The organism is Paracoccus sp. SM22M-07, from assembly GCF_001887735.1.
In the GTDB taxonomy this organism is placed as follows: Bacteria; Pseudomonadota; Alphaproteobacteria; order Rhodobacterales; family Rhodobacteraceae; genus Paracoccus.
This window is the reverse complement of record NZ_JPKW01000002.1, coordinates 291,894-314,956: the sequence shown is the minus strand read 5'-3', so window position 1 is coordinate 314,956 and position 23,063 is coordinate 291,894. Positions and strand designations below refer to the sequence as shown.

25 protein-coding genes and 1 tRNA gene are annotated in these 23,063 nt (G+C 67.4%); 21 read left to right on the top strand and 5 right to left on the bottom strand.

Going from position 1 to position 23,063, the window contains the following annotated elements; genetic code table 11:
* Positions 1-30 precede the first annotated feature (30 nt).
* The 3 genes from secG to IE00_RS04845 all read left to right on the top strand — a co-directional run bounded on the left by secG (position 31) and on the right by IE00_RS04845 (position 3,013).
* The gene (gene secG, locus IE00_RS04855) at positions 31-618 is read left to right on the top strand and encodes a preprotein translocase subunit SecG (protein WP_072295934.1); all 588 of its coding nucleotides are present in this window, start codon (positions 31-33) and stop codon (positions 616-618) included.
* A gap of 155 nt (positions 619-773) precedes the next feature.
* On the top strand, positions 774-2,417 hold the full coding sequence (locus tag IE00_RS04850) for a CTP synthase (protein ID WP_072295933.1): 1,644 nt from the start codon (positions 774-776) through the stop codon (positions 2,415-2,417).
* Complete coding sequence (locus IE00_RS04845) at positions 2,306-3,013, top strand: MrcB family domain-containing protein (protein ID WP_072295932.1); 708 nt, start codon at positions 2,306-2,308, stop codon at positions 3,011-3,013. Before IE00_RS04850 ends, IE00_RS04845 begins: the two co-directional genes overlap by 112 nt.
* Before the next feature lie 77 nt (positions 3,014-3,090).
* Here the strand turns inward: IE00_RS04845 and IE00_RS04840 are convergent.
* From IE00_RS04840 to IE00_RS04825, 4 genes are all read right to left on the bottom strand, one after another.
* Positions 3,091-3,166, bottom strand: a tRNA-Thr gene (locus tag IE00_RS04840).
* An 85-nt stretch (positions 3,167-3,251) separates the two neighbouring features.
* Complete coding sequence (locus IE00_RS04835) at positions 3,252-5,018, bottom strand: heme biosynthesis HemY N-terminal domain-containing protein (protein WP_072295931.1); 1,767 nt, start codon at positions 5,016-5,018, stop codon at positions 3,252-3,254.
* A 10-nt stretch (positions 5,019-5,028) separates the two neighbouring features.
* Entirely contained in the window at positions 5,029-6,435 is a 1,407-nt protein-coding gene (locus tag IE00_RS04830; RefSeq protein ID WP_072295930.1) for a hypothetical protein, read from the bottom strand.
* 95 nt (positions 6,436-6,530) lie between these two features.
* The gene (locus IE00_RS04825; protein WP_072295929.1) at positions 6,531-7,202 is read right to left on the bottom strand and encodes a uroporphyrinogen-III synthase; all 672 of its coding nucleotides are present in this window, start codon (positions 7,200-7,202) and stop codon (positions 6,531-6,533) included.
* A 66-nt stretch (positions 7,203-7,268) separates the two neighbouring features.
* On the opposite strand from IE00_RS04825, the gene tsaD reads away from it, so the two are divergent.
* From tsaD to truA, 9 genes are all read left to right on the top strand, one after another.
* Entirely contained in the window at positions 7,269-8,336 is a 1,068-nt protein-coding gene (tsaD, locus tag IE00_RS04820; RefSeq protein WP_072295928.1) for a tRNA (adenosine(37)-N6)-threonylcarbamoyltransferase complex transferase subunit TsaD, read from the top strand.
* Positions 8,333-9,274 (top strand): NAD(P)H-dependent glycerol-3-phosphate dehydrogenase, encoded by a 942-nt coding sequence (locus IE00_RS04815; protein ID WP_072295927.1) that lies wholly within the window; start codon positions 8,333-8,335, stop codon positions 9,272-9,274. The genes tsaD and IE00_RS04815 overlap by 4 nt, the downstream gene beginning before the upstream one ends.
* The gene (locus IE00_RS04810; RefSeq protein ID WP_371328425.1) at positions 9,271-9,546 is read left to right on the top strand and encodes a YciI family protein; all 276 of its coding nucleotides are present in this window, start codon (positions 9,271-9,273) and stop codon (positions 9,544-9,546) included. The genes IE00_RS04815 and IE00_RS04810 overlap by 4 nt, the downstream gene beginning before the upstream one ends.
* Complete coding sequence (locus IE00_RS04805) at positions 9,546-9,965, top strand: EVE domain-containing protein (RefSeq protein WP_072295925.1); 420 nt, start codon at positions 9,546-9,548, stop codon at positions 9,963-9,965. Before IE00_RS04810 ends, IE00_RS04805 begins: the two co-directional genes overlap by 1 nt.
* 38 nt (positions 9,966-10,003) lie before the next feature.
* Positions 10,004-10,249 carry a DUF4170 domain-containing protein gene (locus IE00_RS04800; RefSeq protein ID WP_072295924.1) on the top strand — a complete coding sequence of 82 codons (246 nt, stop codon included), beginning with the start codon at positions 10,004-10,006 and terminating at the stop codon, positions 10,247-10,249.
* Entirely contained in the window at positions 10,249-11,436 is a 1,188-nt protein-coding gene (locus tag IE00_RS20505; RefSeq protein WP_072295923.1) for a 3-deoxy-D-manno-octulosonic acid transferase, read from the top strand. The genes IE00_RS04800 and IE00_RS20505 overlap by 1 nt, the downstream gene beginning before the upstream one ends.
* Positions 11,433-12,422, top strand: a complete 990-nt coding sequence (lpxK, locus tag IE00_RS04790) for a tetraacyldisaccharide 4'-kinase (protein ID WP_072295922.1) — start codon at positions 11,433-11,435, stop codon at positions 12,420-12,422. Before IE00_RS20505 ends, lpxK begins: the two co-directional genes overlap by 4 nt.
* Before the next feature lie 144 nt (positions 12,423-12,566).
* A complete protein-coding gene (locus IE00_RS04785) occupies positions 12,567-13,547 on the top strand; it encodes a 5-bromo-4-chloroindolyl phosphate hydrolysis family protein (RefSeq protein ID WP_072295921.1) in 981 nt (326 codons plus the stop codon).
* Positions 13,547-14,362 (top strand): tRNA pseudouridine(38-40) synthase TruA, encoded by an 816-nt coding sequence (gene truA, locus IE00_RS04780; protein ID WP_072295920.1) that lies wholly within the window; start codon positions 13,547-13,549, stop codon positions 14,360-14,362. The genes IE00_RS04785 and truA overlap by 1 nt, the downstream gene beginning before the upstream one ends.
* Here truA and IE00_RS04775 read toward each other — a convergent pair.
* Positions 14,299-15,117 carry a sugar transferase gene (locus IE00_RS04775; RefSeq protein ID WP_139291320.1) on the bottom strand — a complete coding sequence of 273 codons (819 nt, stop codon included), beginning with the start codon at positions 15,115-15,117 and terminating at the stop codon, positions 14,299-14,301. The two genes, truA and IE00_RS04775, sit on opposite strands and share 64 nt — an antisense overlap.
* A 160-nt stretch (positions 15,118-15,277) precedes the next feature.
* Between IE00_RS04775 and IE00_RS04770 the strand changes: the two genes are divergently transcribed.
* The 9 genes from IE00_RS04770 to IE00_RS04730 all read left to right on the top strand — a co-directional run bounded on the left by IE00_RS04770 (position 15,278) and on the right by IE00_RS04730 (position 23,040).
* Positions 15,278-15,733 carry a universal stress protein gene (locus IE00_RS04770; RefSeq protein ID WP_072295919.1) on the top strand — a complete coding sequence of 152 codons (456 nt, stop codon included), beginning with the start codon at positions 15,278-15,280 and terminating at the stop codon, positions 15,731-15,733.
* Between the two features lie 102 nt (positions 15,734-15,835).
* Positions 15,836-16,396 (top strand): NifU family protein, encoded by a 561-nt coding sequence (locus IE00_RS04765; protein WP_072295918.1) that lies wholly within the window; start codon positions 15,836-15,838, stop codon positions 16,394-16,396.
* Positions 16,389-16,985, top strand: a complete 597-nt coding sequence (gene tsaB / locus IE00_RS04760) for a tRNA (adenosine(37)-N6)-threonylcarbamoyltransferase complex dimerization subunit type 1 TsaB (protein ID WP_072295917.1) — start codon at positions 16,389-16,391, stop codon at positions 16,983-16,985. The genes IE00_RS04765 and tsaB overlap by 8 nt, the downstream gene beginning before the upstream one ends.
* Positions 16,985-17,404, top strand: coding sequence for a GNAT family N-acetyltransferase (locus IE00_RS04755; protein WP_072295916.1), 420 nt, complete (start codon positions 16,985-16,987; stop codon positions 17,402-17,404). Before tsaB ends, IE00_RS04755 begins: the two co-directional genes overlap by 1 nt.
* Before the next feature lie 79 nt (positions 17,405-17,483).
* On the top strand, positions 17,484-18,473 hold the full coding sequence (locus IE00_RS04750; RefSeq protein ID WP_072295915.1) for a BMP family protein: 990 nt from the start codon (positions 17,484-17,486) through the stop codon (positions 18,471-18,473).
* A complete protein-coding gene (locus tag IE00_RS04745) occupies positions 18,473-20,122 on the top strand; it encodes an ABC transporter ATP-binding protein (protein WP_083554055.1) in 1,650 nt (549 codons plus the stop codon). The genes IE00_RS04750 and IE00_RS04745 overlap by 1 nt, the downstream gene beginning before the upstream one ends.
* Positions 20,122-21,225 carry an ABC transporter permease gene (locus IE00_RS04740; RefSeq protein ID WP_072295914.1) on the top strand — a complete coding sequence of 368 codons (1,104 nt, stop codon included), beginning with the start codon at positions 20,122-20,124 and terminating at the stop codon, positions 21,223-21,225. The genes IE00_RS04745 and IE00_RS04740 overlap by 1 nt, the downstream gene beginning before the upstream one ends.
* On the top strand, positions 21,222-22,250 hold the full coding sequence (locus IE00_RS04735) for an ABC transporter permease (protein ID WP_083554053.1): 1,029 nt from the start codon (positions 21,222-21,224) through the stop codon (positions 22,248-22,250). Before IE00_RS04740 ends, IE00_RS04735 begins: the two co-directional genes overlap by 4 nt.
* Positions 22,234-23,040 carry a purine-nucleoside phosphorylase gene (locus IE00_RS04730; protein WP_072295913.1) on the top strand — a complete coding sequence of 269 codons (807 nt, stop codon included), beginning with the start codon at positions 22,234-22,236 and terminating at the stop codon, positions 23,038-23,040. The genes IE00_RS04735 and IE00_RS04730 overlap by 17 nt, the downstream gene beginning before the upstream one ends.
* Positions 23,041-23,063: the final 23 nt, after the last annotated feature.

Sequence of the window (23,063 nt, the reverse complement as noted above, 5' to 3'; positions counted from 1 at the left end):
GGCCCGTCCGCAAATGAAAGGCCGAAAGCCGTGGAAAACGTCATTCTGACCGTCCATCTGATCCTGGCAGTCCTGTTGGCCGGGGTTGTCCTGCTGCAACGTTCCGAAGGGGGCGGGCTGGGCATGGGCGGTGGCGGCGGTGGCGGCGTCATGTCCGGGCGCCAGGCCGCGAACGCGATGACGCGTTTGACCTGGATCTTTGGCGTGGCCCTGTTCTGCACCTCGATCGCGCTGACCATCCTTGCGGCACGCCAGGCCACGAACGGGTCGATCATGGACCAGTTCGGCGGCGCGGAAAGCCAGGAACAGTCCGAGGGCAACCTGCCCACGCTGCCGGCATACACCCCGCCGCCCGCGACCAGCGGCAATCCGCTGACGCCCCCGGCACCCGAAACCGAAGCGCCGGCAACCCAGGCCCCCGCGACGGCAGCCCCCGAAGTGGAAGCGCCCGCCGCAACCGCGCCGACCGAGGCACCGGCAGAACCCGCCGCAGAAACGCCAGCAGAAACGCCTGCCGCAGCGCCCGCCGAGACGCCTGCTGCGGAACCGGCCCCTGTGGCACCGCCGGCGGCCGAAGCGGAAGCCGAGCCCGCGACCCAAGACCAGCCCGCCAACTGAGGCTGTCACGACAATCCAAGGGCGGGTTCATCCGCCCGACACCAACTTGCGGTCCGTTGCGACCACGGGGCGAATCAGTTATTCCTCTGATCCCGTGATGCTGGTCGACGAACGGCCCGCAGCCGATCCGAACTTGCACATCACGGGGGCCATCCATGGCGCGTTACATCTTCATCACCGGCGGCGTGGTTTCGTCCCTTGGCAAGGGTCTGGCCTCGGCGGCGTTGGGCGCCCTGCTGCAGGCCCGCGGCTTCACGGTCCGCCTGCGCAAGCTGGACCCCTATCTGAACGTCGATCCGGGCACGATGAGCCCGTTCGAGCATGGCGAGGTCTTCGTCACCGATGACGGTGCGGAAACCGATCTGGACCTGGGCCATTACGAACGCTTTACCGGCGTCAGCGCGCGCCGCACCGACAGCGTCAGTTCCGGCCGGATCTACTCCAACGTGCTGGAAAAGGAACGCCGCGGCGAATACCTGGGCAAGACCATCCAGGTCATTCCGCACGTCACCAATGAAATAAAGGACTTCCTGGCGGTCGGCGCCGATGAGGTCGATTTCATGCTCTGCGAGATCGGCGGCACCGTCGGCGACATCGAGGGCCTGCCCTTCTTCGAGGCGATCCGCCAGTTCACCCATGAACGCCCCCGCGGCGAATGCATCCTGATGCACTTGACGCTGCTGCCCTATCTGGCCGCATCGGGCGAGTTGAAGACCAAGCCGACCCAGCACAGCGTCAAGGAGCTGCAATCGATCGGCCTGGCCCCCGACGTGCTGGTCTGCCGGTCCGAACACCCGATTCCGGAAAAGGAACGCGCCAAGATCGCGCTGTTCTGCAATGTGCGTCCCGACGCCGTCATCCCGGCCTATGACCTGAAATCCATCTATGAGGCGCCCCTGGCCTATCACCGCGCGGGTCTGGACCGCGCCGTGCTGGACGCCTTCCAGATCAGCCCCGCACCGCGTCCCGACCTGACCCGGTGGGAAGACGTCATGGACCGCCTGGACCATGCCGAGGGCGAGGTCCGCGTCGCGATCGTCGGCAAGTACACGCAGCTGGAAGACGCCTACAAATCCATCGCCGAGGCGCTGACCCATGGCGGCATGGCCAATCGTGTGCGGGTCAAGGCGAACTGGGTGGACAGCGAAAAGCTGGAAGGCGACGGCGCCCATATGCTGGACGGCTATCACGGCATCATCGTGCCGGGCGGCTTTGGCGAACGCGGCACCGAAGGGATGCTGGCCGCGGCCCGCTATGCCCGCGAAAAGAAGGTGCCCTATTTGGGGATCTGCCTTGGCATGCAGATGGCCGTGATCGAGGCCGCGCGCAATCTGGCCGACATGCCCGATGCGGGTTCCGAGGAATTCGACCACGAGGCCGGCAAGACCCGCTTCACGCCCGTCGTCTATCACCTCAAGGAATGGGTGCAGGGCAATTACACCGTCCAGCGCAAGATCGGCGACGACAAGGGCGGCACCATGCGCCTTGGCGCCTATACCGCCATCCTGGACGAAGGCTCGCGCATCTCGTCGATCTATGGCGGCGCCACCCAGATCGAGGATCGCCATCGCCATCGCTATGAGGTCGATGCCACCTATCGCGAACAGCTGGAAAAGGCCGGGCTGGTCTTTTCCGGCATGTCGCCTGACGGCAAGCTGCCCGAGGTCGTGGAATATCCCGACCACCCGTGGTTCATCGGCGTGCAATCCCACCCCGAGCTGAAATCCAAGCCCTTCGAGCCCGCGCCCCTGTTCGCAGGCTTCGTCCGCGCCGCGATGGAGGAAGGGCGGCTGGTCTGAGCACCGCCCCCGACGATCAGGCAGGGCTGGCCACGGCCCTGTCGCTGACGGCGCGTCGCTTCGTCCACGAACGCCAGCGCCCCTATGCGGGCAGCCCCTTTGCCCGCTTCTTTCGCCAGGACGTCGCCCGCATGGGCCGCGATCTGGTCGCCCCGCGCCCTGAACGCCTGATGGTCCGCGCCAGCGTCGGCGCACAGGGCTGGGCAAGCGTCCCTTGGCTGGCCTTCTTTGCGCCCCATGTGACGCGCAGCATGCGTCAGGGGCTTTATGTCGTCTTCCTGATCAACGCCCGTGACGAACGGGTCATCCTGTCGCTGCAACACGGCGCAGGTGCCGCCCTGACTCAGTTGGGGCCCGATCAGGCCGACCGTCATCTGCGCCATATGGCGGCGACCACGCGACGCGCCGTGACGGTCCAGCATGAATTCGACGAAGACCCCATCAAACTGGGCTCCACAGCAGCGCTGCCGCTGGCCTATCAGTCGGGCTGCACCCTGTCGCGCAGCTGGGCGGCGGATGACCTGACCGACGACGCCCTGTCGGCCGACCTGACGCGGATGTTGGACATCTATCGCGGGCTGGTGCCGCCCGCCTGACCGGACCTGCCTGCCCCTGAACGCAAAAAGCCGCCCCGGGGGGCGGCCTTTTCGCTGTCATTCCACTTGGATCAAAGTGGTGCCGGTGAAGGGACTCGAACCCCCGACCCCATCATTACGAATGATGTGCTCTACCAGCTGAGCTACACCGGCATCAGACTGTGAGGCGGCGGATAGCACTTTCCCACGGCAGGGGGAAGAGGCCCCAGGGCTTTTTTTGCATCCACCGCCCGACATCTCACTTGGACGGTTTCGACCAATCCTCCTCGTCTGCAGGCTGGGCGTCGGGGCGGACCATCACCGGCTCTGCCTCGGGCTCGGAGGGGCGTTCCGGCGCGGCCTTCGGCGGGTCCGTCCGGATCTTTTCGGGGTCCGCGGCAGGTGCAGGCTTCGGCTCTGGAACAGGTGCCGGTTCCGGCGTGGTCACCGTTGCCGATGGCTCGGCGTCCAGATAATCGCTCTCGCGCGGCACCATGCCGGGGGCGACATCAGGCTGCCGCTTTTCACGGGGCTTCGGGGCACTGACCTCCGGCTCGGCCGGGCCGGGCGGGTGGGGTTGCACGGGTTCGGACAGATCGGGAACCTCGTCTTCCGGATCGACATCCGCATGCTTGTCGCGCGGCGATCCCACCAGCAGCGGCAGCATCTCGGCGCCCGTGGGCGAGGTGCTGGCCGTGCTGCGCGCGCCTTCCGGTTCGCGCCAGGTCAGCGTGTCGAACCCCCCGCAGCTGTCGCAAACCGGGGCCCAGTCATGCATCACGTTCTGGCAGGTGTCGCAGACCCATTGCGGGCCGCGCGATGCGGTCAGCGCCCGCGTCAGCCAGCCGCGCACGACGCTGTCATCGGCGCCTTCGCCCCGTTCGACAGCGGCCATGATCGACAGCGTGCGGACGGTCGGATGCTTTTCGGCCAGATCGCCAAGCGCGCGGCGGGCACCGGGGAAGTCTTCCGCCGCCAGCAGCAATTCGGCCTTCAGCAGGCGCGTTTCCTCGTGGTCCGGGTTCTTGCGCATCAGCGCGTCGAAGCGGCGCAGACGGGCCGAGGGCGATTCGTCAGGCACGATTTCGGCATAGGTTTTCGCCAGGTCGGGATGCGGGCTCACCGACCATGTCTTTTCCAGAATGCGCGAGGCATTGCGGAAGTCCTTTTGCGCCGTATAGGTCCGCGCCGCCAGAACCGCCGCCGGGATCAGGTCGGGCGATGCCTTGGCCGCCGAGATCGCCGCTTCGCGCGCACTGATCGAATTGCCACCGGCCAGAACATCGCTGGCCTGCTGCAATGCCAGCACGGCATCGCGGCGCAGCGCCACGTCCTTGGGCAGATCACCTTGGTTGCGCTTGTCCTTCAGGGTCTGGCGCGCGCCCTTCCAATCGTGTTCGCGGGTCTGCAGCTCCAGCAGCGTGTCCTGCGTCTCCTTGTGGCGCGGCTTCAGCGAATAGGCCTTTTGTGCCAGCAGCAGCGCCTTGTGGGTGTCGCCTTGGGCCAGTTTCTGCCGCATCAGGCCGCGGATCCCCACGAAGCGGGTCCGGTCATCCTCCAGCAGCTGCTTGTAGACCGATTCAGCGCGGCGCGAATCGCCTGCGGTTTCCGCGGCCTGTGCGGCCAGCAGATTCGTCATGTGGGGCTGGTCCAGGTATTTGGCAGCCCTTGCCGCCTTGTCCTGCGCCAGCTTGCCCTCGCCCGAGGCGACGGCCAGCATGCCTTCGGTGAAGGCGGCATAGCCCTTGCGCTGCCGCGAGCGGGCGAAATAGCGGTTCACCGCCGTCTCGTCACCGGCCAGAAAACGCAACGTGGCCAGCAGCAGGCCCAGCAGCTTGAAGACCACCCAGGCCAGCACCATCAGCACGATCAGCGCCACGACCGCCTTGACCGGCGTCAGGGCGATCTCGGTGCCGCCATATTGGATGCGCAACATCTGACCGATTTCCGACAGGTGCATCGCGCCCAAAGCAAGCGCCAGGACCACGGCAAAGAAGAACAGGATTTTCAGCAGGGACAACAGCATCTTGCGGACCTCAATTCTGGCCGGAGGACAGATCGGTCAGGGCCGTCTGTGCCTGCGTATAGGCGTTTGCTCGGGCCAGCCAGTCGGCCATCGCAGGGGCGTTTCGGCCCGCTTCGGGCAGGGCGTCGATCTGGCTCAGCGCCGGGGCGATGCGACCGGCCTCGATCTCGGCATTGGCGCGCGACAGGACGGCGTCAGGGTCATCGCCCTCGCGCGCCTCGATCGAGCGGGCACCGGTCTGGGCGCGCAGGAAATTCGTCAGCATGTTGCCTTGGCCGCTGGCGCTGCTGTCGCGCAGAGAGGCGCGAAGGGCGGCCCGGGCGGCCTCGTCGAAATCGGCTTGCAGGCTGGTCAGGCTGGGAACCTCGGCGGCCAGCGCCTCGGGGGTTTCCAAACCGGCGCCTTCCAGCGCGCTGCGTGCGTCTTCCGGCGTCACGCCGCGATCAAGCGCGGCCTGCAGCGAGGCGATGGCCGCGACCGCTTCGGCGCGGCGGGTGCTTTCCTCGGCGGCCTGCTGCAGCTCTTCGGCCTCGGCACGGGCTGCTTCCAGACGGGCCTCGGCATCGGCGGCGGCGGATTCGATCTGCTGCTGCAATTCACCGACGGCTTCGGGGTCGAAACTGCCCGAATTGGCCAGCTGTTCCAGCCGCGATTGCTGTTCATCCAAACGCTGCGTCAGGGCCTGCAGCTGATCCGAAAACTCCTGTCCGCCCGACTGGTCGGCGGGCGCGGGGCGGTCTTCCAACTCGGTCAGGCGCGCCTCCAGATCGTCGGGAACGCTGGCCGGCGCGGGCATGGCGGCCAGTTCCTCGGCCACTGCGCTGCGTGCGGCCTGTTGGGCCAAGGCCGCGACGTCACCCTGATCGGCAGGAACCGTCTGTCCCGCAGGCTGCCATTCCGGCGGCAGATGCGGCAGGACATAGATCGTGGCCGCAGCCCCCAGACCGGCAGCCACGACACCGCCAAGGGCCACCGGCCAAAAGCCGGTCTTCTTGACGGGCCGGGCAGAGGCCGCAGCAGTTTGGGACGGGGATGAAGGGGGCGTGCTGGCCGTGGTCTTCGAAGCGGTACGGTCACCGGCCGGTTTGGGATCACCTGATTTGGTCACGGTCGACGTTGCGACACCCGGCATCATCGCACCGGGCGTCGTTGCATCGGCGGCCTTGGCGCCGGTGACGGTTGCACCGGCCTTGGCCGCAGCTGCGGGCAGTCCACCCTTGGCATCACCCACCAGGGTCGATTCCGCCGGGCTGATCGTGCCGGGCTGTCCGGCCTGAGCGGGCTTGCCCGCTTCGATCTGGCTGTTGGCCAGCGTTCCCGATGCGGCGGGCTGCTTTTTCGATGCGGCATCTGCCGGGTTCTGGCTTGCAGTGCTGGTGGCCGGTTGCTTGGTCTTTGTCTTGTCTGGCTGTTTCACGTCTTGTCCCCGTCTGGTGCCATGCCGGCATGGCCGCCTGTAAGCGCATGATACGCAGCCTAAACAGCGATGGCTCCGCGCTCAACCCGCCGTATTCAGCTTTGTTCCGCCCCCTGCGGCCGCAGCCGCAGAATGGCATCCCGCATCGCCTGGGCGTCCGGCCTTTCGGCCACGATCGCATGCCGCGCGGGGCCGGACCAGTTCCGCAATGCCGCATCGCTGATGGCAACGACCGTGATGGCCGCCCGCGCATCCGCAACCTGGGTCGACAGCACGGTGGCGGTTCTTGGCGAAAAGATGGGCAGGATCACGGGCCCCGGGTCCGCCAGCAGCGCCTTGGCCTTGGCGGACAGACCGACCGCCTTCTGGTCATAGACCACCACACCCGGCACGGGCAGCATCTTGGCCAGATGCCGGCCATGCGCGTGGATCAGGGGAACAGGGGCCCGGGCGATCAGCGGCAGCAGGCTGTCGGCGGTGCCCGCGCCCTCGGTCACGTCGAACCCCGCCGCCCGGGCTTCGCGCGCGGTGTGCGCCCCCACGCACAGGGCCGGTCGCCCGCGTCCGGGCCCCGCCCAAGGCACCGCATGGGCTGATGTGAAGACCAGCCCCTGCGCATCCCCAAGGATCGACGCGTCATGGTCGACCGGGACAATCCGTAAAATTGGAGAGATCACGCAGCGCCAGCCCCGCATCAGGGCGGCGAAACGCTTGGCCCCCGGTTGGGGGCGGGTCAGCAGAAGCGTGGGTCGCGGGTCCGCTGGCATTGGCTTATCCTTGCACCGGTGCTAGGGCGTTCAGGGGTAAGCCTCCGCATCCTTCAGGGCAAGAGCATGGATGATCTGATCTTTCTGGGCATCGAGAGCAGCTGCGACGACACGGCCGCCGCCGTCGTCACCGGCGACCGCCGCATCCTGTCCAGTGTCGCCAGCAGCCAGACCGATCTGCATGCCGATTTCGGCGGCGTCGTCCCCGAAATCGCCGCCCGCGCCCATGCCGAGCGTCTGGACCTGGCCGTCGAACAGGCGCTGGACCAGGCGGGGCTGGCCCTTTCGGACCTGTCGGGCATCGCCGTGACGGCGGGGCCGGGGCTGATCGGGGGTGTGATGTCGGGCGTCATGTGCGCCAAGGGGCTGGCCGCCGGATCGGGGCTGCCGCTGGTGGGGGTGAACCATCTGGCGGGACATGCCCTGACGCCGCGCCTGACGGATGGGATCGATTTTCCCTATCTGATGCTGCTGGTGTCGGGCGGACATTGCCAGTTCCTGCGCGTGGACGGGCCCGATGATTTTACCCGCATGGGCGGCACGATCGACGACGCCCCGGGCGAGGCCTTCGACAAGATCGCCAAGCTGCTGGCCCTGTCGCAGCCCGGCGGCCCCGCCGTGCAGGCCGAGGCCGCCTTGGGTGATGCGAAGCGCATCCCCCTGCCCCGCCCGCTGCTGGACCGGCCCGGCTGCGACATGTCGTTTTCCGGGCTGAAGACCGCCGTCCTGCGGCAGCGCGATGCGCTGATCGCGGATCAAGGCGGGCTGCGGCAGGCCGATCGGCGCGATCTCTGCGCCGCCTTCCAATCCGCCGTGTCGGATGTGCTGGCCGAGAAATCGCGCCGCGCCCTGACCGACAGCCCCGTTCCCGTACTGGCCGTCGCGGGCGGCGTGGCCGCCAACACCCAGATCCGCGCCGCGCTGGAACAGGTCGCAGCCGAGGCTGGAGCCCGCTTTCTGGCCCCGCCGCTGGCGCTCTGCACCGATAACGGCGCGATGATCGCCTGGGCGGGGATCGAACGGTTCCGCCAAGGCCATCGCGACGACATGACGCTGGCCGCCCGCCCCCGCTGGCCCCTGGACCGGCACGCGCAACCCATGCTGGGCAGCGGCAAGAAGGGGGCCAAGGCATGAGCGTTTCGGTCCTGGGCGCAGGTGCGTTCGGCACCGCATTGGCCGTGGCGCTGACCGCGAACGGCCCCGTGACCCTCTGGGGGCGCCGCATCGACTGGACGGGCGAAAACCCGCGGCTGCCCGGCGTCGCCATGCCGGACCGCCTGACGGTCACCCAAGATCTGGACGCGGCGCTGCGGGCCGACCTGATCCTGTTGGCCCTGCCCGCGCAGGCGCTTGGCGGGTTCCTGTCGCAGCATGGTGCCAAGCTGCAGGGCAAGCGCCTGGTCAGCACCGCCAAGGGCATCGACCTGGAGCGCCTGACCGGCCCTTCGGTCATGATCACCGAAGCCTGCCCCGATGCGGTGGTCGCCGTGCTGACCGGCCCGTCCTTTGCCGCCGACATCGCGCGGGGCCTGCCCACCGCGCTGACGCTGGCCTGCACCGACGACGATGCGGGCCGCGCCATGCAGCAGGCGCTGTCCACACCCGTCCTGCGGCTTTACAGCAGCACCGACGTGACCGGCGCCGAACTGGGCGGCGCGTTGAAGAACGTCATGGCCATCGCCGCGGGCACGGTCATCGGTGCGGGCCTGGGCGACAGCGCCCGCGCCGCCATCATCACCCGCGGCTTTGCCGAGATGACGCGTCTGGCGATCCATCTGGGCGCCCGCCCCGAAACGTTGACCGGCCTGTCGGGCCTGGGCGACCTGACGCTGACCTGCACCTCGGCGGGGTCGCGCAACTTCCGCTTCGGCGCGGCCTTGGGGGCGGGCGACGCATTCGACCCCGCCACCACGGTCGAAGGTGCGGCCACGGCCCGCGCCCTTGTCCGCCTGGCCGCGCGCGACGATCTGGACCTGCCCATCGCCACCATGGTCGCCCGCCTTGCCGAAGGCGCGGTTTCCGTGGAAAAGGCCATGGACCACCTGCTGAGCCGCCCCCTGAAGGAGGAATGATGCCCCTGTTCGCCGTGATCTGCCGGGACAAGCCCGGTGCCCTTCATATCCGCATGGCCACCCGCGATGCCCATCTGGCCCATATCCGCGACAGCGGCATCGTCACCTATGCCGGCCCCTTCCTGCAGGACGGCCAGATGTGCGGTTCGCTGGTGGTGCTGGACACCACCGACCTGGCCGCAGCCCAGGCCTGGGCCGATGCCGACCCCTACAAGGCGGCGGATCTGTTCGTTTCGGTCGAGGTGATCGAATGGAAGAAGGTGGTCGGCTGATGGCCTATTGGCTTTTCAAATCCGAACCCGACGTCTTTGGCTGGGACGACCTGGTCGCCAAGGGCGAGCAGGGCGAGGAATGGGACGGGGTCCGCAACTATCAGGCGCGCAACATGATGCGGTCGATGGCGGTGGGCGATCTGGGCCTGTTCTATCATTCCAATGTCGGGAAAGAGGCCGTGGGCATCTGCCAGGTCATCGCGCTGGCCCATCCCGACAGCACCGCGGCCGACCCCAAATGGGAATGCGTCGACATCAAGGCGGTGCGCAAGCTGCCCCGCGCCGTCAGCCTGGAGGAGGCCAAGGCCGAACCGCGCCTTGCCGAGATGGTGCTGGTCAACAACACCCGCCTCTCCGTCCAGCCCGTGTCTGACGCCGAATGGTCCGTCATCATGGAACTCTCCGGCGATCAGGGCTGATCCTTCCTGTTCCCCCCCTTCAACCATCAGAGGTCAACATGACACAACGTCTGCATTTCGTCTTTGGCGGCGAGCTGGTCGACCCGCAGGGCACCCAGTTCCGCAACCCCGACCAGATCCACATGGTCGGCATCTTCCCCGACTACAAGACCGCCTTCGCCGCCTGGAAGGCCGAGGCGCAGCGCACCGTCGACAGCGCCCATACCCGCTATTTCATCGCGCATCTTCACCGCCTGCGCGACGAGGAACGCGAAGTCAGCCCGACCGAGGAACTGGGCAACTGATGCCAGGGGCGGGGCTGGGCCGACTTGCGCTGTGGTGGCATCTGCGCACCCGGCACGGGCTTGACCCCGCCCTGCCCGTCATTCCGGCCGGCCAGACGCCGGGGCTGGTGCTGCACGTGTCCCCGGACGCCGTCCGCGCCGAGGCGCAGATCCTGCGCCGCCTGTCCCAGGCCGATCCCGGCCTACGCATCATCCGCATTCCCGACCCCGATGGCGACGATGTGGGCCTTGATGCCCAAGGGGCGGCCCAGGTGCTGGACCGTGCCCATGCGGCGGCGGTGCTGCTGATCGGATCGTCCCTGCCGCCCGCGCTGATCGCCGCCGCCAATGCGCGCGACCTGCCGGTGATCCTGGCCGAATGCCGCCTGCAGCCGCGCGACCTGGCCTGGGCCATGCCCGCCGCCATGCGCCGCCAGCTGCTGTCGCGGATGGACGCGATCATGCTGACAGACAGTGCCAGCCTGCAGATCGCGCATCGCATGTCGCTGGACCGGTCGCGCATCGCCATGACGGGTCCGGTGTCCGAAATCCGCGAACCCTTGTATTGTTCGGAGACCGAACGCGTCTCGATGGCGCAGCAGATGAACGGCCGCCACGCTTGGTTCGCCGCCAGCCTGCCCCGCCCGGAGGAAGCCGCCGTTCTGGCCGCCCATCAGGCGGCCTTGCACCATTCCCATCGTGCGCTGCTGATCCTGGCACCCCGCGACAGCGCCCGCATCGACGACCTGGCCCGTGATATCGAGGCCGCCGGCATGACCGTCGCCCGCCGGTCCGAGGACGAGGACCTGACCGACGAGGTTCAGGTCCTTCTGACCGATGGCCCGACCGAGATGGGCCTGTGGTACCGCCTTGCCCCCGTCAGCTTCATGGGCGGCACCCTGTCGGGCGAAGACACCGCCATGCGTCACCCGTTCGAACCCGCCGCCCTTGGATCGGCCATCGCGCACGGGCCGCAGGCGGGTCCCTTTGCCACCGAATGGCAGCAGCTGGACGGCGCGAACGCCGCCCGTCATGTCCGCACCCCCGAGGATCTGGCCGTCACCATCACCGAACTGACCCAACCCGAGATGATCGCCACCCTGGCCAGCAATGCCTGGACCGTCAGCACCGGCGGCGCGGACGTGGCGGTGACCATCGCCCGCGCCGTCCAGACCGCCCTGTCCCGATCCGAAAGGACCGTCCCGTGAATAAGGCCCCCGCCTTCTGGTTCATCCGCCCCCCCACCGCCAAGGCGCGCCTGCTGGCCCCGCTGGGGGCGGCCTATGCGGCGGCGACGGCGCGACGGCTGGCGCAGGGTTCGCGGGCGCGGGTCGGCGTGCCGGTCATCTGCGTGGGCAACCTGAACGCGGGCGGCACCGGCAAGACGCCGACCGTCATCCACCTGCAGATGCTGCTGGCGGCCCGCGGCATTGCGGCGCATGTCGTCTCGCGCGGTTATGGCGGCAGCGCCAAGGGACCGCTGCGGGTGATCGAATCGACCCATGACGCCGCGCTGACCGGGGATGAGCCGCTGCTGATGGCGGCCTTCGGGCCGGTCTGGGTCAGCGACGACCGGCTGGCAGGGGCGCGGGCGGCAGTCGCGGCGGGCGCGCAGGCGATCATCCTGGATGACGGGCTTCAGGACCCGTCGCTGGCTCATGACCTGGGGCTGGTGGTGGTCGACGCCGCCAAGGGATTCGGCAACGGACTGTGCCTGCCCGCAGGCCCCCTGCGTGAACCCGTGTCCCGCGGCTTGGCGCGCGCCGACCTGCTGCTGTCGATCGGGCCGGATGCCGCGCAGGCGGGCTTTGCCACGCCAAAGGACGCGCCCCCGCATCTGCGCGGGCAACTGGCGCCCCTGCAGACGGGCATCAACTGGCAGGGACATCGCGTCCTGGCCTTTGCGGGGATCGGGCATCCGGAGAAATTCTTCGCCACCCTGCGCGATCTGGGGGCCGTCCTGATCCGGTCCGAACCGCTGGAGGATCATCAGCCCTTCACCCAGGCCCTGCTGACGCGGCTGGAAACGGAATCGCGAATGATGGGCGCGCAACTGGTCACCACGGAAAAGGACGCCGCCCGCCTGCCGCGATCCTTCCGCATGAAGGTCATGGCCCTGCCCGTGCGCCTGTCGCTGGCCGATCCCGCGCCGCTGGACCGCGCGCTGGACGGGTTGTTCCCGCCCCAGGTTTGAAATCCGGCGCCGAATGCCGATATAGGTCCGGTGGATCACGCCCCGAAAGGATACCCATGTCGCGCAATGCCCAAGCCCGGCTCAGCTTCTATCTGCTGGTGATGCTGACGCTCTATGCCTCGGTCGTGGGGGTGGGGTAACGTCATGGCGGAACGTTTCGGCGGGCGCTTTTCGCCCGGGGATCTGCTGCGCAACAACCTGCCCGGCGGACCCGCACTTCCCCCAACCCCGCGCCACCCGCATGAAGGGCGGCCCAAGTGGATCACGCTGGCGGCCACGCCCTTCCTGCTGGGCGCCTTCTTCCAGGGCGCCACAGGGCTGGTCACCGACCTGGCGGCCTTCGGGCTGATCGCCAGCGGCATGTGGATGACCCGCGAAGGCCTGGTGGCCCAGGCCACCTACGAGGCCCGCCGCGTCGCCCGCCGCCCCGCCATCCCGCGCAAGCTGTTCGGCGGCATCCTGGGCGGCGTCGGCCTGGGCATCGGCGCGGTCGAACCGGGCCTGTGGGGCCAAGCGGCACTGGTCGGCGGCGCGGGTCTGGTCCTGCACCAGATCGGTTTCGGCATGGACCCGATGCGCGACAAGGGCCGCGAGGGCATCGACAGCTTTCAGCAGGATCGCGCCCAACGCATGATCGATGAAGGCGAGGGCTATCTGTCCCAGATGACCGATGCCATCGCGCGGGCGGGCGACCGTCGGCTGACGGCGCGGGTGGACATGTTCGCGGCGACCGTGCGGCACCTGTTCGACCGGGTGCGCGACAATCCGGGCGGGCTCGCCTCGGCCCGGCGATACCTGGGCGTCTATCTGATGGGCGCGCGGGATGCGACGATCCGCTTTGCCGATCTTTATGCTCAGACACGGGACGGATCGGCACGGGCGACATATCTGGCGTTTCTCGACGATCTGGAAAAAGATTTCATCGCAAGGTCGGATCGGCTTCTGGATGGCGATCGCGACGCGCTGGACATAGAGATGTCGGTTCTGCGCGACCGTCTGGCCCGCGAGGGGCTGACGGGGGCCGCCACCGCCGCCCCGCCCGAAGCCCCCCCGGCCCTGCAAAGCCAGGAAGCCCGGACCTTGGACGAATTGCTGACGATGCCCCAGAAAGAACCGCGCCGCTGATGCCCCGTTTCGCGCTGAAGATCGAATATGACGGCGCGCCCTTTGCCGGATGGCAGGCGCAGGCCGACCAGCCCACCGTGCAGGGTGCCATCGAACGCGCCCTGGCCAAGCTGGATGCAGGTTTCGCCGCGGGCGACCGCATCGCCGCCGCCGGGCGCACCGATGCCGGGGTGCATGCGACGGGCCAAGTCGCCCATGCCGACCTGCTGCGGGACTGGGACCCGTTCCGCCTGTCCGAGGCGCTGAACTGGCATCTGAAGCCTGCCCCCGTGGTGGTGCTGGCCGCAGCGCGGGTGGATGACGAATTCCACGCGCGGTTCTCGGCCCGCGAAAGGCGCTATACCTTCCGACTGGTCAGCCGCCGCGCGCCGATGACCCATGACCGCGGCAATGTCTGGCAGGTGCTGTCGCCCTTGGACGCCGAGGCGATGCGGCAGGGTGCGGCGCATCTGATCGGGCATCATGATTTCACGACCTTCCGGTCATCCATCTGCCAAGCGAAAAGCCCGGTCAAATCCATCGACCGAATCACTATCGAGGAGATCCCCGTCCCGCATGGCATGGAATACCGCTTTCACCTGCGGGCCCGGTCCTTCCTGCACAATCAGGTCAGGTCCATCGTCGGCACGCTGGAGCGGGTGGGCGCGGGGTCATGGCACCCCGATCGCGTGGCCGAGGCCCTGTCCGCGCGTGATCGCGCGGCCTGCGGGCCGGTCTGCCCCCCGCATGGGCTGTACCTGTCAGGGGTGGGTTACCCGCGTGACCCCTTCGGTGCAGCGCCGGAGATGCGCGGCGACGGCCCGACCGGCAGATAGGACTTGCCGCGCCGGCGGCGGCGCGGGCGTTCATCCTTGCGCAGGATGACGATTTTCAGCGTGCTCCACAGGATCCACAGATCCAGCCGCAGCGAACGGTGGCGCTGATAGATCAGGTCGATCTTCAGCTTGGCTGGCAGGCAACGGCGGTAATAGGCGGCTTCGGTCGCGCGGGCGGATTTGCAGCGGGCCAGAATTCGGTCTTCGTGGCGGTGATAGATCAGCGTGGCAAGACCCGTGACGCCCGGACGGCTGTGCAGCACCTGGGCATAGACGGCGGGGAAGCGTTCCACATATTCGCGCAGCGGCGGGCGGGGGCCGACAAAGCTCATGTCGCCCAGCAGAATGTTGAACAGCTGCGGCAGCTCGTCGATGCGCGACCGGCGCAGGAATCGCCCCATCGGCGTGATGCGCCAGGATTTATGCGCGCCGGTGGCGCCGAAATCGCCCTCCTCGCACAGCATGGTGCGGAATTTCCACTGGGTGAAGGGACGGTCGGGCGTCTTCATGCGATGGGCGGCATAGAAGATCGGGCGCCCCTGCAGGAACAGCAGGATCAGAGCGACGATGCCCATGACCACCGACAACGGCACCAGCAGAAACAGCGCAAAGCAGATGTCGAACATCCGCTTGGAGACAGGCATCGGGTTCACGCCGGGCGCAGACGCCTCGCCGATGAACCAAGCCATCTTGGGGGCAGTCAGCACATTCAGCTGCGCCGCGTCGGCCTTGTCCCAGTCATGGTGGATCGTCACGATACCGTCCGCTTCCAATGTTGCATGCAAAGAACCCTAGTTCGGCTAGCACAGCTTGCATACGATGAAAACGGGGCGGGCGGTTTCCCGCGCAATCACTTGCGCCAGCATGGCAGTTCGGCCACTGTTCGGGGGAAAATGACAGGACACATCCGGGAAGATGCGTAAATTTCTTGTCCTTCTGGACGACAGCAAGGAATGCCTGAACGCCATGCGATTTGCGGCGATGCGGGCATCGAACACCGGCGGCGCGGTCGTCATCATGTCGGTGGTCAACACCGATGACATCCAGCACGGATTCGGCGTGGCCGACCTGATGCGGGCCGAGGCGCGCGAGCGGATCGAGGCGCATTTCGAGGTTTTCGCCAAGTGGATGCGCAGCCGCGCCAAGATCGAGCCGGAACTGGTCATCCGCGAGGGTGACCCGGCCGAGGAGCTGCTGGCCCAGATCGCCGAGGACGGCCAGATCGGCGTCGTCGTCCTGGGCCTGAACAGCGACAAGAGCGGCCAGAACCCCGTTCTGTCGCGAATGCTGCGCGATGCGATGACGCTGCCCTGTGCCATCACGCTGGTGCCCGGCGACCTGTCCAAGGAAAGGCTGGAAGCGATCACCTGATCGCGGACCGCCCCACGCCGCCAACCTGGCCCCCCTGAGTTGCCCCCCGTGACTTGACCCAACGGTCGCCCATCGCCATATCAGCGTCAAAGGAGCTGCCCCATGTTCATCCAGACCGAGACCACCCCGAACCCAGCCACGCTGAAATTCCTGCCCGGCGAAACGGTGCTTGGCAGTGGCACGGCCGATTTCCCCTCGCCCGACACGGGCGCAAGTTCGCCCCTGGCGCGCCGCATCTTTGCGGTGGAAGGTGTCACTGGCGTTTTCCTGGGGCGGGACTTCGTCACCGTCACCAAGGCCGATGACCAGCCGTGGGATCACCTCAAGCCCTCGGTCCTGGGCGCCATCATGGAGCATTTCCAGTCCGGCGCCCCCGCCATCGAGGGCGATGCGCCCCAAAGCGCCGGCCACGCCGCCCATGACGGCCCCGACAATGAAATCGTCGGCCAGATCAAGGAACTGCTGGACACCCGCGTCCGCCCCGCCGTGGCGCAGGATGGCGGCGACATCACCTTCCACGGCTTTGACCGCGGCATTGTCTATCTGCACATGCAGGGGGCCTGTGCGGGTTGCCCGTCATCGACGCTGACGCTGAAGATGGGCATCGAGAACCTGCTGCGCCATTACATCCCCGAGGTGATCGAGGTTCGCCCCGTTGCCTGATCGACTGACCCTTGGGTTCGACACATCGGCCGCGCATTGCGCGGCCGCTTTGTTGCGTGGTGATGACGTCCTGGCAGAGCGGCAGGAGGAGATGATCAAGGGCCAGGCCGAACGCCTGATGCCGCTCCTGGAGGAGATGCTGGCCGAAGCAGGCCTCGGCTGGCGGGACCTGTCGGTCATCGGCGTGGGCATCGGCCCCGGCAATTTTACCGGGATCCGCATCGCGGTGGCGGCGGCACGCGGGCTGGCGCTGGCGCTGAAGATCCCCGCGATCGGCATCAGCGCCACCGAGGCCGCGGCCCATGGCCTGCCCCGCCCCTGCCGCATCCAGATCCCGACGCATGGTGACCAGGTCATCTGGCAGGATTTCATGGCGGAGGATCGGGACGGGGGCCGGCCGCAGCAAGCTGCGACCGGCGCGCTGCCGCCCGGCCCCGCGCCGGCTGCGCCGGCGGTCCCGACCGCCGTGGCCATCGCGCGGCTGGCCGCCGACCGGGCCGATGACGCTTCCCCACGTCCGGCGCCGCTTTACATGCGCCCGGCCGATGCGGCCCCTGCCCGCGATGCGCCGCCGGTGATCCTGCCGTGATGGCCCCCGATGCGCTGGCCGATCTGCATGCCCGGTGCTTTGCAACGCCGCGGCCCTGGTCGGCATCCGAGTTCGCCGCCCTGCTGGACAGTCGCGGATCTTTCCTACTGGCGGAAGACAATGGTTTTCTGCTGGGCCGCGTCATTGCCGACGAGGCCGAACTGCTGACCCTGGCGGTCGATCCCGATGCGCGTCGGGCAGGCACGGGACGCAGGCTGGTTGCCCGTTTCGCCGGCACGGCGCGCGACATGGGCGCGGTCGAGGCGTTTTTGGAGGTGGCATCCGACAACCTTGCGGCACGGGCACTCTATTCCCGCACGGACTGGGTGGAAGCCGGCGTCAGACGCGATTATTACGCCCCCGGAACGGATGCCATCGTGATGCGCCTGACGCTGCGTGCCGCCCAGAAAGGCGGTTGACCGGCACAGACCGATGCGCCCTAATCGCGCAATCAGCCGGGCTGTCTGAATCGCCCGCGAAAACAGGATGAGGTTACGAATGTCTCTGATCAAATCGCTTCTCGCGGGCTCGGCCCTGACGGCATTGACGGCGGGCGTGGCGTTTGCCGAACCGGCCCTGATCTTCGATCTGGGCGGCAAGTTCGACAAATCCTTCAACGAGGCCGCCTTCCAGGGCGCGCAGCGTTGGGTCGAGGAAACCGGCGGCACCTATCGCGAGCTGGAGATGCAGTCCGAGGCACAGCGCGAGCAGGCCCTGCGCCGCCTGGCCGAGGTCGGAGCCAACCCCATCGTCATGACCGGCTTTGCCTTCGGTGACGTGCTGACGCAGATCGCGGGCGATTACCCCGACACCAAATTCGCCATCATCGACATGGTCGTCGATGCCCCGAACGTCCAATCCGTGGTCTTTGCCGAAGAACAGGGCAGCTATCTGGCCGGCGTCATGGCGGGCATGAAGTCGGAAACCGGCACCGTGGGCTTCATCGGCGGCATGGACATCCCGCTGATCCACAAGTTCGAATGCGGCTTTGCCCAGGGCTTCAAGGCGACCCAGCCCGAAGGCAAGGTCGTCATCAACTATACCGGCACCACACCTGCCGCCTGGAACGACCCCGTCAAGGGGGGCGAGCTGGCCCGCGCGCAGAAATCGCAGGGTGCGGACGTGATCTATGCGGCTGCTGGCGGCACCGGCATCGGCGTGCTGCAGGCCGCGGCCGATGAGGGCATCCTCTCGATCGGCGTGGACAGCAACCAGAACCACCTGCATCCCGGCCAGGTGCTGACTTCGATGGTCAAGCGCGTGGACAATGCCGTCTATGACGCCTTCACCGCAGGTACCGACCTGGAGCCGGGCGTCAAGGTCATGGACCTGGCTGCGGGCGGCGTCGATGTCGCCGTGGACGATGCCAACAAGGAACTGGTGGACGCCGAAATGCAGGCTGCCGTCGACGAGGCCAAGGCCGGCATCGCCTCGGGCGAGATCAAGGTCCACGACTACATGACCGACAACACCTGCCCGGCATCCTGATGACCGCCGCAAGCGACATGATGGGGGGGCGGTCGGCCACGACCGCCCCCGCTGCAATCGAGCTGCGCGGCATCTCGAAGGCATTCGGGCCCGTCCAGGCAAACCGCAACATCAATCTCTCCGTGCCCAAAGGCACGATCCACGGCATCATCGGCGAAAACGGTGCCGGAAAATCGACGCTGATGTCGATCCTCTATGGTTTTTACAAGCCCGACAGCGGGCAGGTGCTGGTCAACGGACAACCCATCACCATCGCCGACAGTCAGACCGCGATCCGCGCCGGCATCGGCATGGTCTTCCAGCATTTCAAGCTGGTGCAGAATTTCACGGTGCTGGAAAACATCATCCTTGGCGTCGAGGATGGCGCATTGCTGCGCCCGTCCCTGTCCAAGGCGCGCGGCGTGCTGAAGCAGCTGGCCGCCGAATACCAGCTGAACGTCGACCCCGACGAGACGATCGAGAACCTGTCCGTTGGTCACCAGCAGCGGGTCGAGATCCTGAAGGCGCTGTATCGCCAGGCCGACATCCTGATCCTGGACGAACCCACGGGCGTCCTGACCCCTGCCGAGGCCGACCACCTGTTCCGCATCCTGGAAGGGCTGCGCGACGAGGGCAAGACCATCATCCTGATCACCCACAAGCTGCGTGAGATCATGGAGATCACCGACAATGTCAGCGTGATGCGCCGCGGAGAGATGGTCGCCTCGGTCAGGACGGCCGAAACCAGCCCCGAACATCTGGCCGAGCTGATGGTCGGCCGCAAGGTGCTGTTGAACGTCGAAAAGACCCCCGCCACCCCCAAGGCCCCCATCCTTGAGGTCCGCAACCTGACGATGACCGATATCGAAGGCGTCGAGCGCCTGCGCGGCATCGACCTGAACATCCGCGCCGGTGAGATTTTGGGCATCGCGGGCGTCAGCGGCAACGGCCAGACGACCCTGCTGGAGATCCTGGGCGGCTATCCCCCCAAGGGCAGCAAGCTCGGCGGAGAGATCCGCATGAACGGCGCCCCCCTGCCCATCGGCGGTCGCGGCTGCGACGCCGCGCAGCGCCGCCGCGCGGGCATCGGCCACATCCCCGAGGATCGGCAGGTCGAAGGCCTGATCATGGATTTCGCGGCTTGGGAAAACGTCGCCTTCGGCTGGCAGGACGCGCCCGAATTCACCAAGGGCATGCTGATGGACAATGCCGCCATCCGCGCCGACGCGGCCGCCAAGATGGAGCGTTTCGACGTCCGCCCCCGCAACCCGAACCTGGCGGCGCGCAACTTTTCCGGCGGCAATCAGCAAAAGATCGTCGTGGCCCGGGAAATCGAACGCAACCCCGACCTGCTGCTGATCGGCCAGCCGACGCGCGGCGTCGATATCGGCGCGATCGAGTTCATCCACAAGCAGATCGTGGCGCTGCGCGACGCGGGCAAGGCGATCCTGCTGGTCAGCGTCGAGCTGGACGAGATTCTGGCCCTGTCGGACCGCATCGCCGTCATGTTCGACGGCCGCATCATGGGCGAACGCCTGCCCGGCAACACCACCACGGGCGAACTGGGCCTGCTGATGGCGGGCGTCACCGATACCGATCATACCCCCGAAGACGCGGGCATCCCCCCAGGGGCCGCCCATGTCGACGACCTGCCGCAGGAGCCCGTCTGATGGAAAAGATGCCGAAATGGGCTGACGTGATCCTGACGCCGCTGATCTCGCTGATCCTGGCCATGGCGATATCGGCCCTGGTGATCCTGGCCATCGGGGAAAGCCCCTTCACGGCGATGAAGACCATGGTCGAAGGGGCGCTTGGTTCCAGCTATGGCTGGGGCTTCACGCTCTATTATGCGACGAACTTCATCTTTACCGGACTGGCGGTGATGGTCGCCTATCACGCCAGCCTGTTCAACATCGGCGGCGAAGGTCAGGCCGCGATGGGGGGCCTGGGCGTGGCGCTGGTGCTGCTGTACCTGCCGTTGCCGCATTGGGCCATCGCCCTGCCGGTCGCCATGATCGGGGCTGCGGCCTTCGGCGCGGCCTGGGCCTTCATCCCCGCCTATCTTCAGGCCAAACGCGGCAGCCATATCGTGATCACCACGATCATGTTCAACTTCATCGCCGCCGCGGCGCTGAACTATGTGCTGGTCAACAAGCTGCGCCCGGTGGGCAGCATGGACCCCGCATCGGCGCGCTTCCCCGAATCCACCAACATCCCCGCCCTGACCGACATCGCGGCGGGACTGGGGCTGGAATGGGGCAAGAACACCCCCGTCAACATCACCTTCCTTGTGGCCATCGTCGCCTGCCTGCTGATCTGGCTGCTGATCTGGCGCACAAGGCTGGGATACGAGATCCGGGTGCTGGGCAAATCCGAACCCGGCGCCGTCTATGCGGGTATCAGCCCGGTGCGCATCACGGTCATCGCGATGCTGATCTCGGGCGGTCTGGCGGGTCTGATGGCCATCAACAACGTCATGGGCGAATCCGAACGGCTGGTCCTGAACGCGGTCGAGGGGGCGGGCTTCATCGGCATCGCCGTCGCCCTGATGGGCCGCAACCACCCCTTCGGCATCTTTCTGGCCGCGCTGCTTTTCGGCTTCCTCTATCAGGGCGGGGGCGAACTTGCGCTGTGGACCAGCATTCCGCGTGAGCTGATCGTGGTCATTCAGGCTCTGGTCATCCTGTTCACCGGCGCGCTGGACAACATGGTCCGCATGCCGCTGGAGCGCCTGTTCCTGTCCATGCGGCGCACGACCGGAGGCGCGAAATGAAGTTCAAGGATTCACTGATCGCGCTGATCGTGCTGGGCATCTGCCTGGCCTGGGCCATCATCGACGGGGGCGCGGCATCCCAGGGGATCGGCAGCGCGCTGCGCCTGATGACGCCGCTGCTGCTGGCCTGCCTGGCCGGGCTTTATTCCGAACGCGCCGGGGTCTTCGACATCGGGCTGGAGGGCAAGATGCTGATGGCAGCCTTCACCGCCGCATCCGTCGCCTATCTGACCGGCAGCGCCTGGCTGGGCCTGCTGGCGGGCATCGGCGGGTCGCTGGCCCTGTCGCTGGTCCACGGGCTGGCCTCGATCACCTTCCGGGGCAACCAGCTGATCGCGGGCGTGGCGATTAACTTCCTGGCCTCGGGGCTGACGGTGCTGGTGGGGCAGAACGCCTTTGGGCTGGGCGGACGCACCCCCGCGCTGACAGGGGCGGGACGGTTTCAGCCGATCACCCTGCCCTTTGCCGACGCGCTGCGCGACGTGCCGGTGGTCGGGCCGATCTATTCGGGGCTGATCTCGGGAAACACCATCCTGGTCTATGTGGCGCTGCTGCTGGTGCCGGTCACGTGGTGGGTGCTGTTCCGCACCCGCTTCGGACTGCGCCTGCGCGCGGTGGGGGAAAACCCCGCATCCGTCGATACGGCGGGCGTTTCGGTGACCCGGCTGCGCTATGCCGCCGTGGCCATCTGCGGCATCCTCTGCGGGATCGCGGGGGCCTATCTGGCGACGGGCCTGTCGGCGGGCTTCGTCAAGGAGATGACCGCCGGTCGCGGCTTCATCGCCCTTGCGGCGCTGATCTTTGCCAAGTGGCGTCCGTGGCAGGCGCTGTTCGCGACCTTCCTCTTCGGTCTGCTCGAGGCGATCGCCAACCTCTATCCGAACCTGGACCTGGGATTCATCACGATCCCGTCGATGTTCATGAACGCCCTGCCCTACATCCTGACCGTGATCATCCTGGCGGGCTTTGTCGGCCGTGCCATCCCGCCGCGCGCCGGAGGAGAACCCTATGTCAAAGAGCGCTGAGCTGGCCGACCTGATCCGCGGCCGCGCCGGCCAAGAGGCACCGGAATACGGGCTGATCCTGGGGTCGGGCCTTGGGCATCTGGTCGACATGGTGGATGGCGTGACGATCCCCTATGACGACCTGCCGGGCTTTCCCCATGCGGGCGTGTCGGGCCATGTCCCCCGGCTGGTCATCGGCCAGCTGGAGGGGCGGCGCGTCGCCATTTTCGGCGGCCGGTCGCATTACTACGAATCGGGTCGCGCCGGTGCCATGCGCCTGCCGCTGGAGGTTCTGCGCGAACTGGGCTGCGACAAGCTGATCCTGACCAATGCGGCGGGGTCCCTGCGCGCCGACATCCAGCCTGGTGGGCTGATGATGTTGAACGACCACATCGCCTTTGCCGGCACGAACCCGCTGATCGGCGAAAAGACCGATGCGCGCTTCGTGCCGCTGACCGATGCCCATGACGTCGCCCTGCGTCAGGCGCTGACCGATGCCGCCAAGGCCCAGGGCGTCGACCTGCCCCAGGGCGTGTATTGCTGGTTTTCCGGCCCCAGTTTCGAAACCCCCGCCGAAATCAGGGCCGCGCGCGTGCTGGGGGCCGATGCCGTCGGCATGTCCACCGTCCCCGAGATCATCCTGGGGCGCTTCCTTGGTCTGCGTTGCGCGGCCATTTCGGTCATCACCAACATGGGGGCGGGGCTGTCCGACGAATCGATCAGCCACGACCACACCAAGGCCATGGCGCCGCTTGGGGCGGCCAAGCTGGAAAAGCTGCTGCGGCATTTCCTGCGCCACGCCGAAACCTGACAGGGCGCGCCGCCGGACCCGGT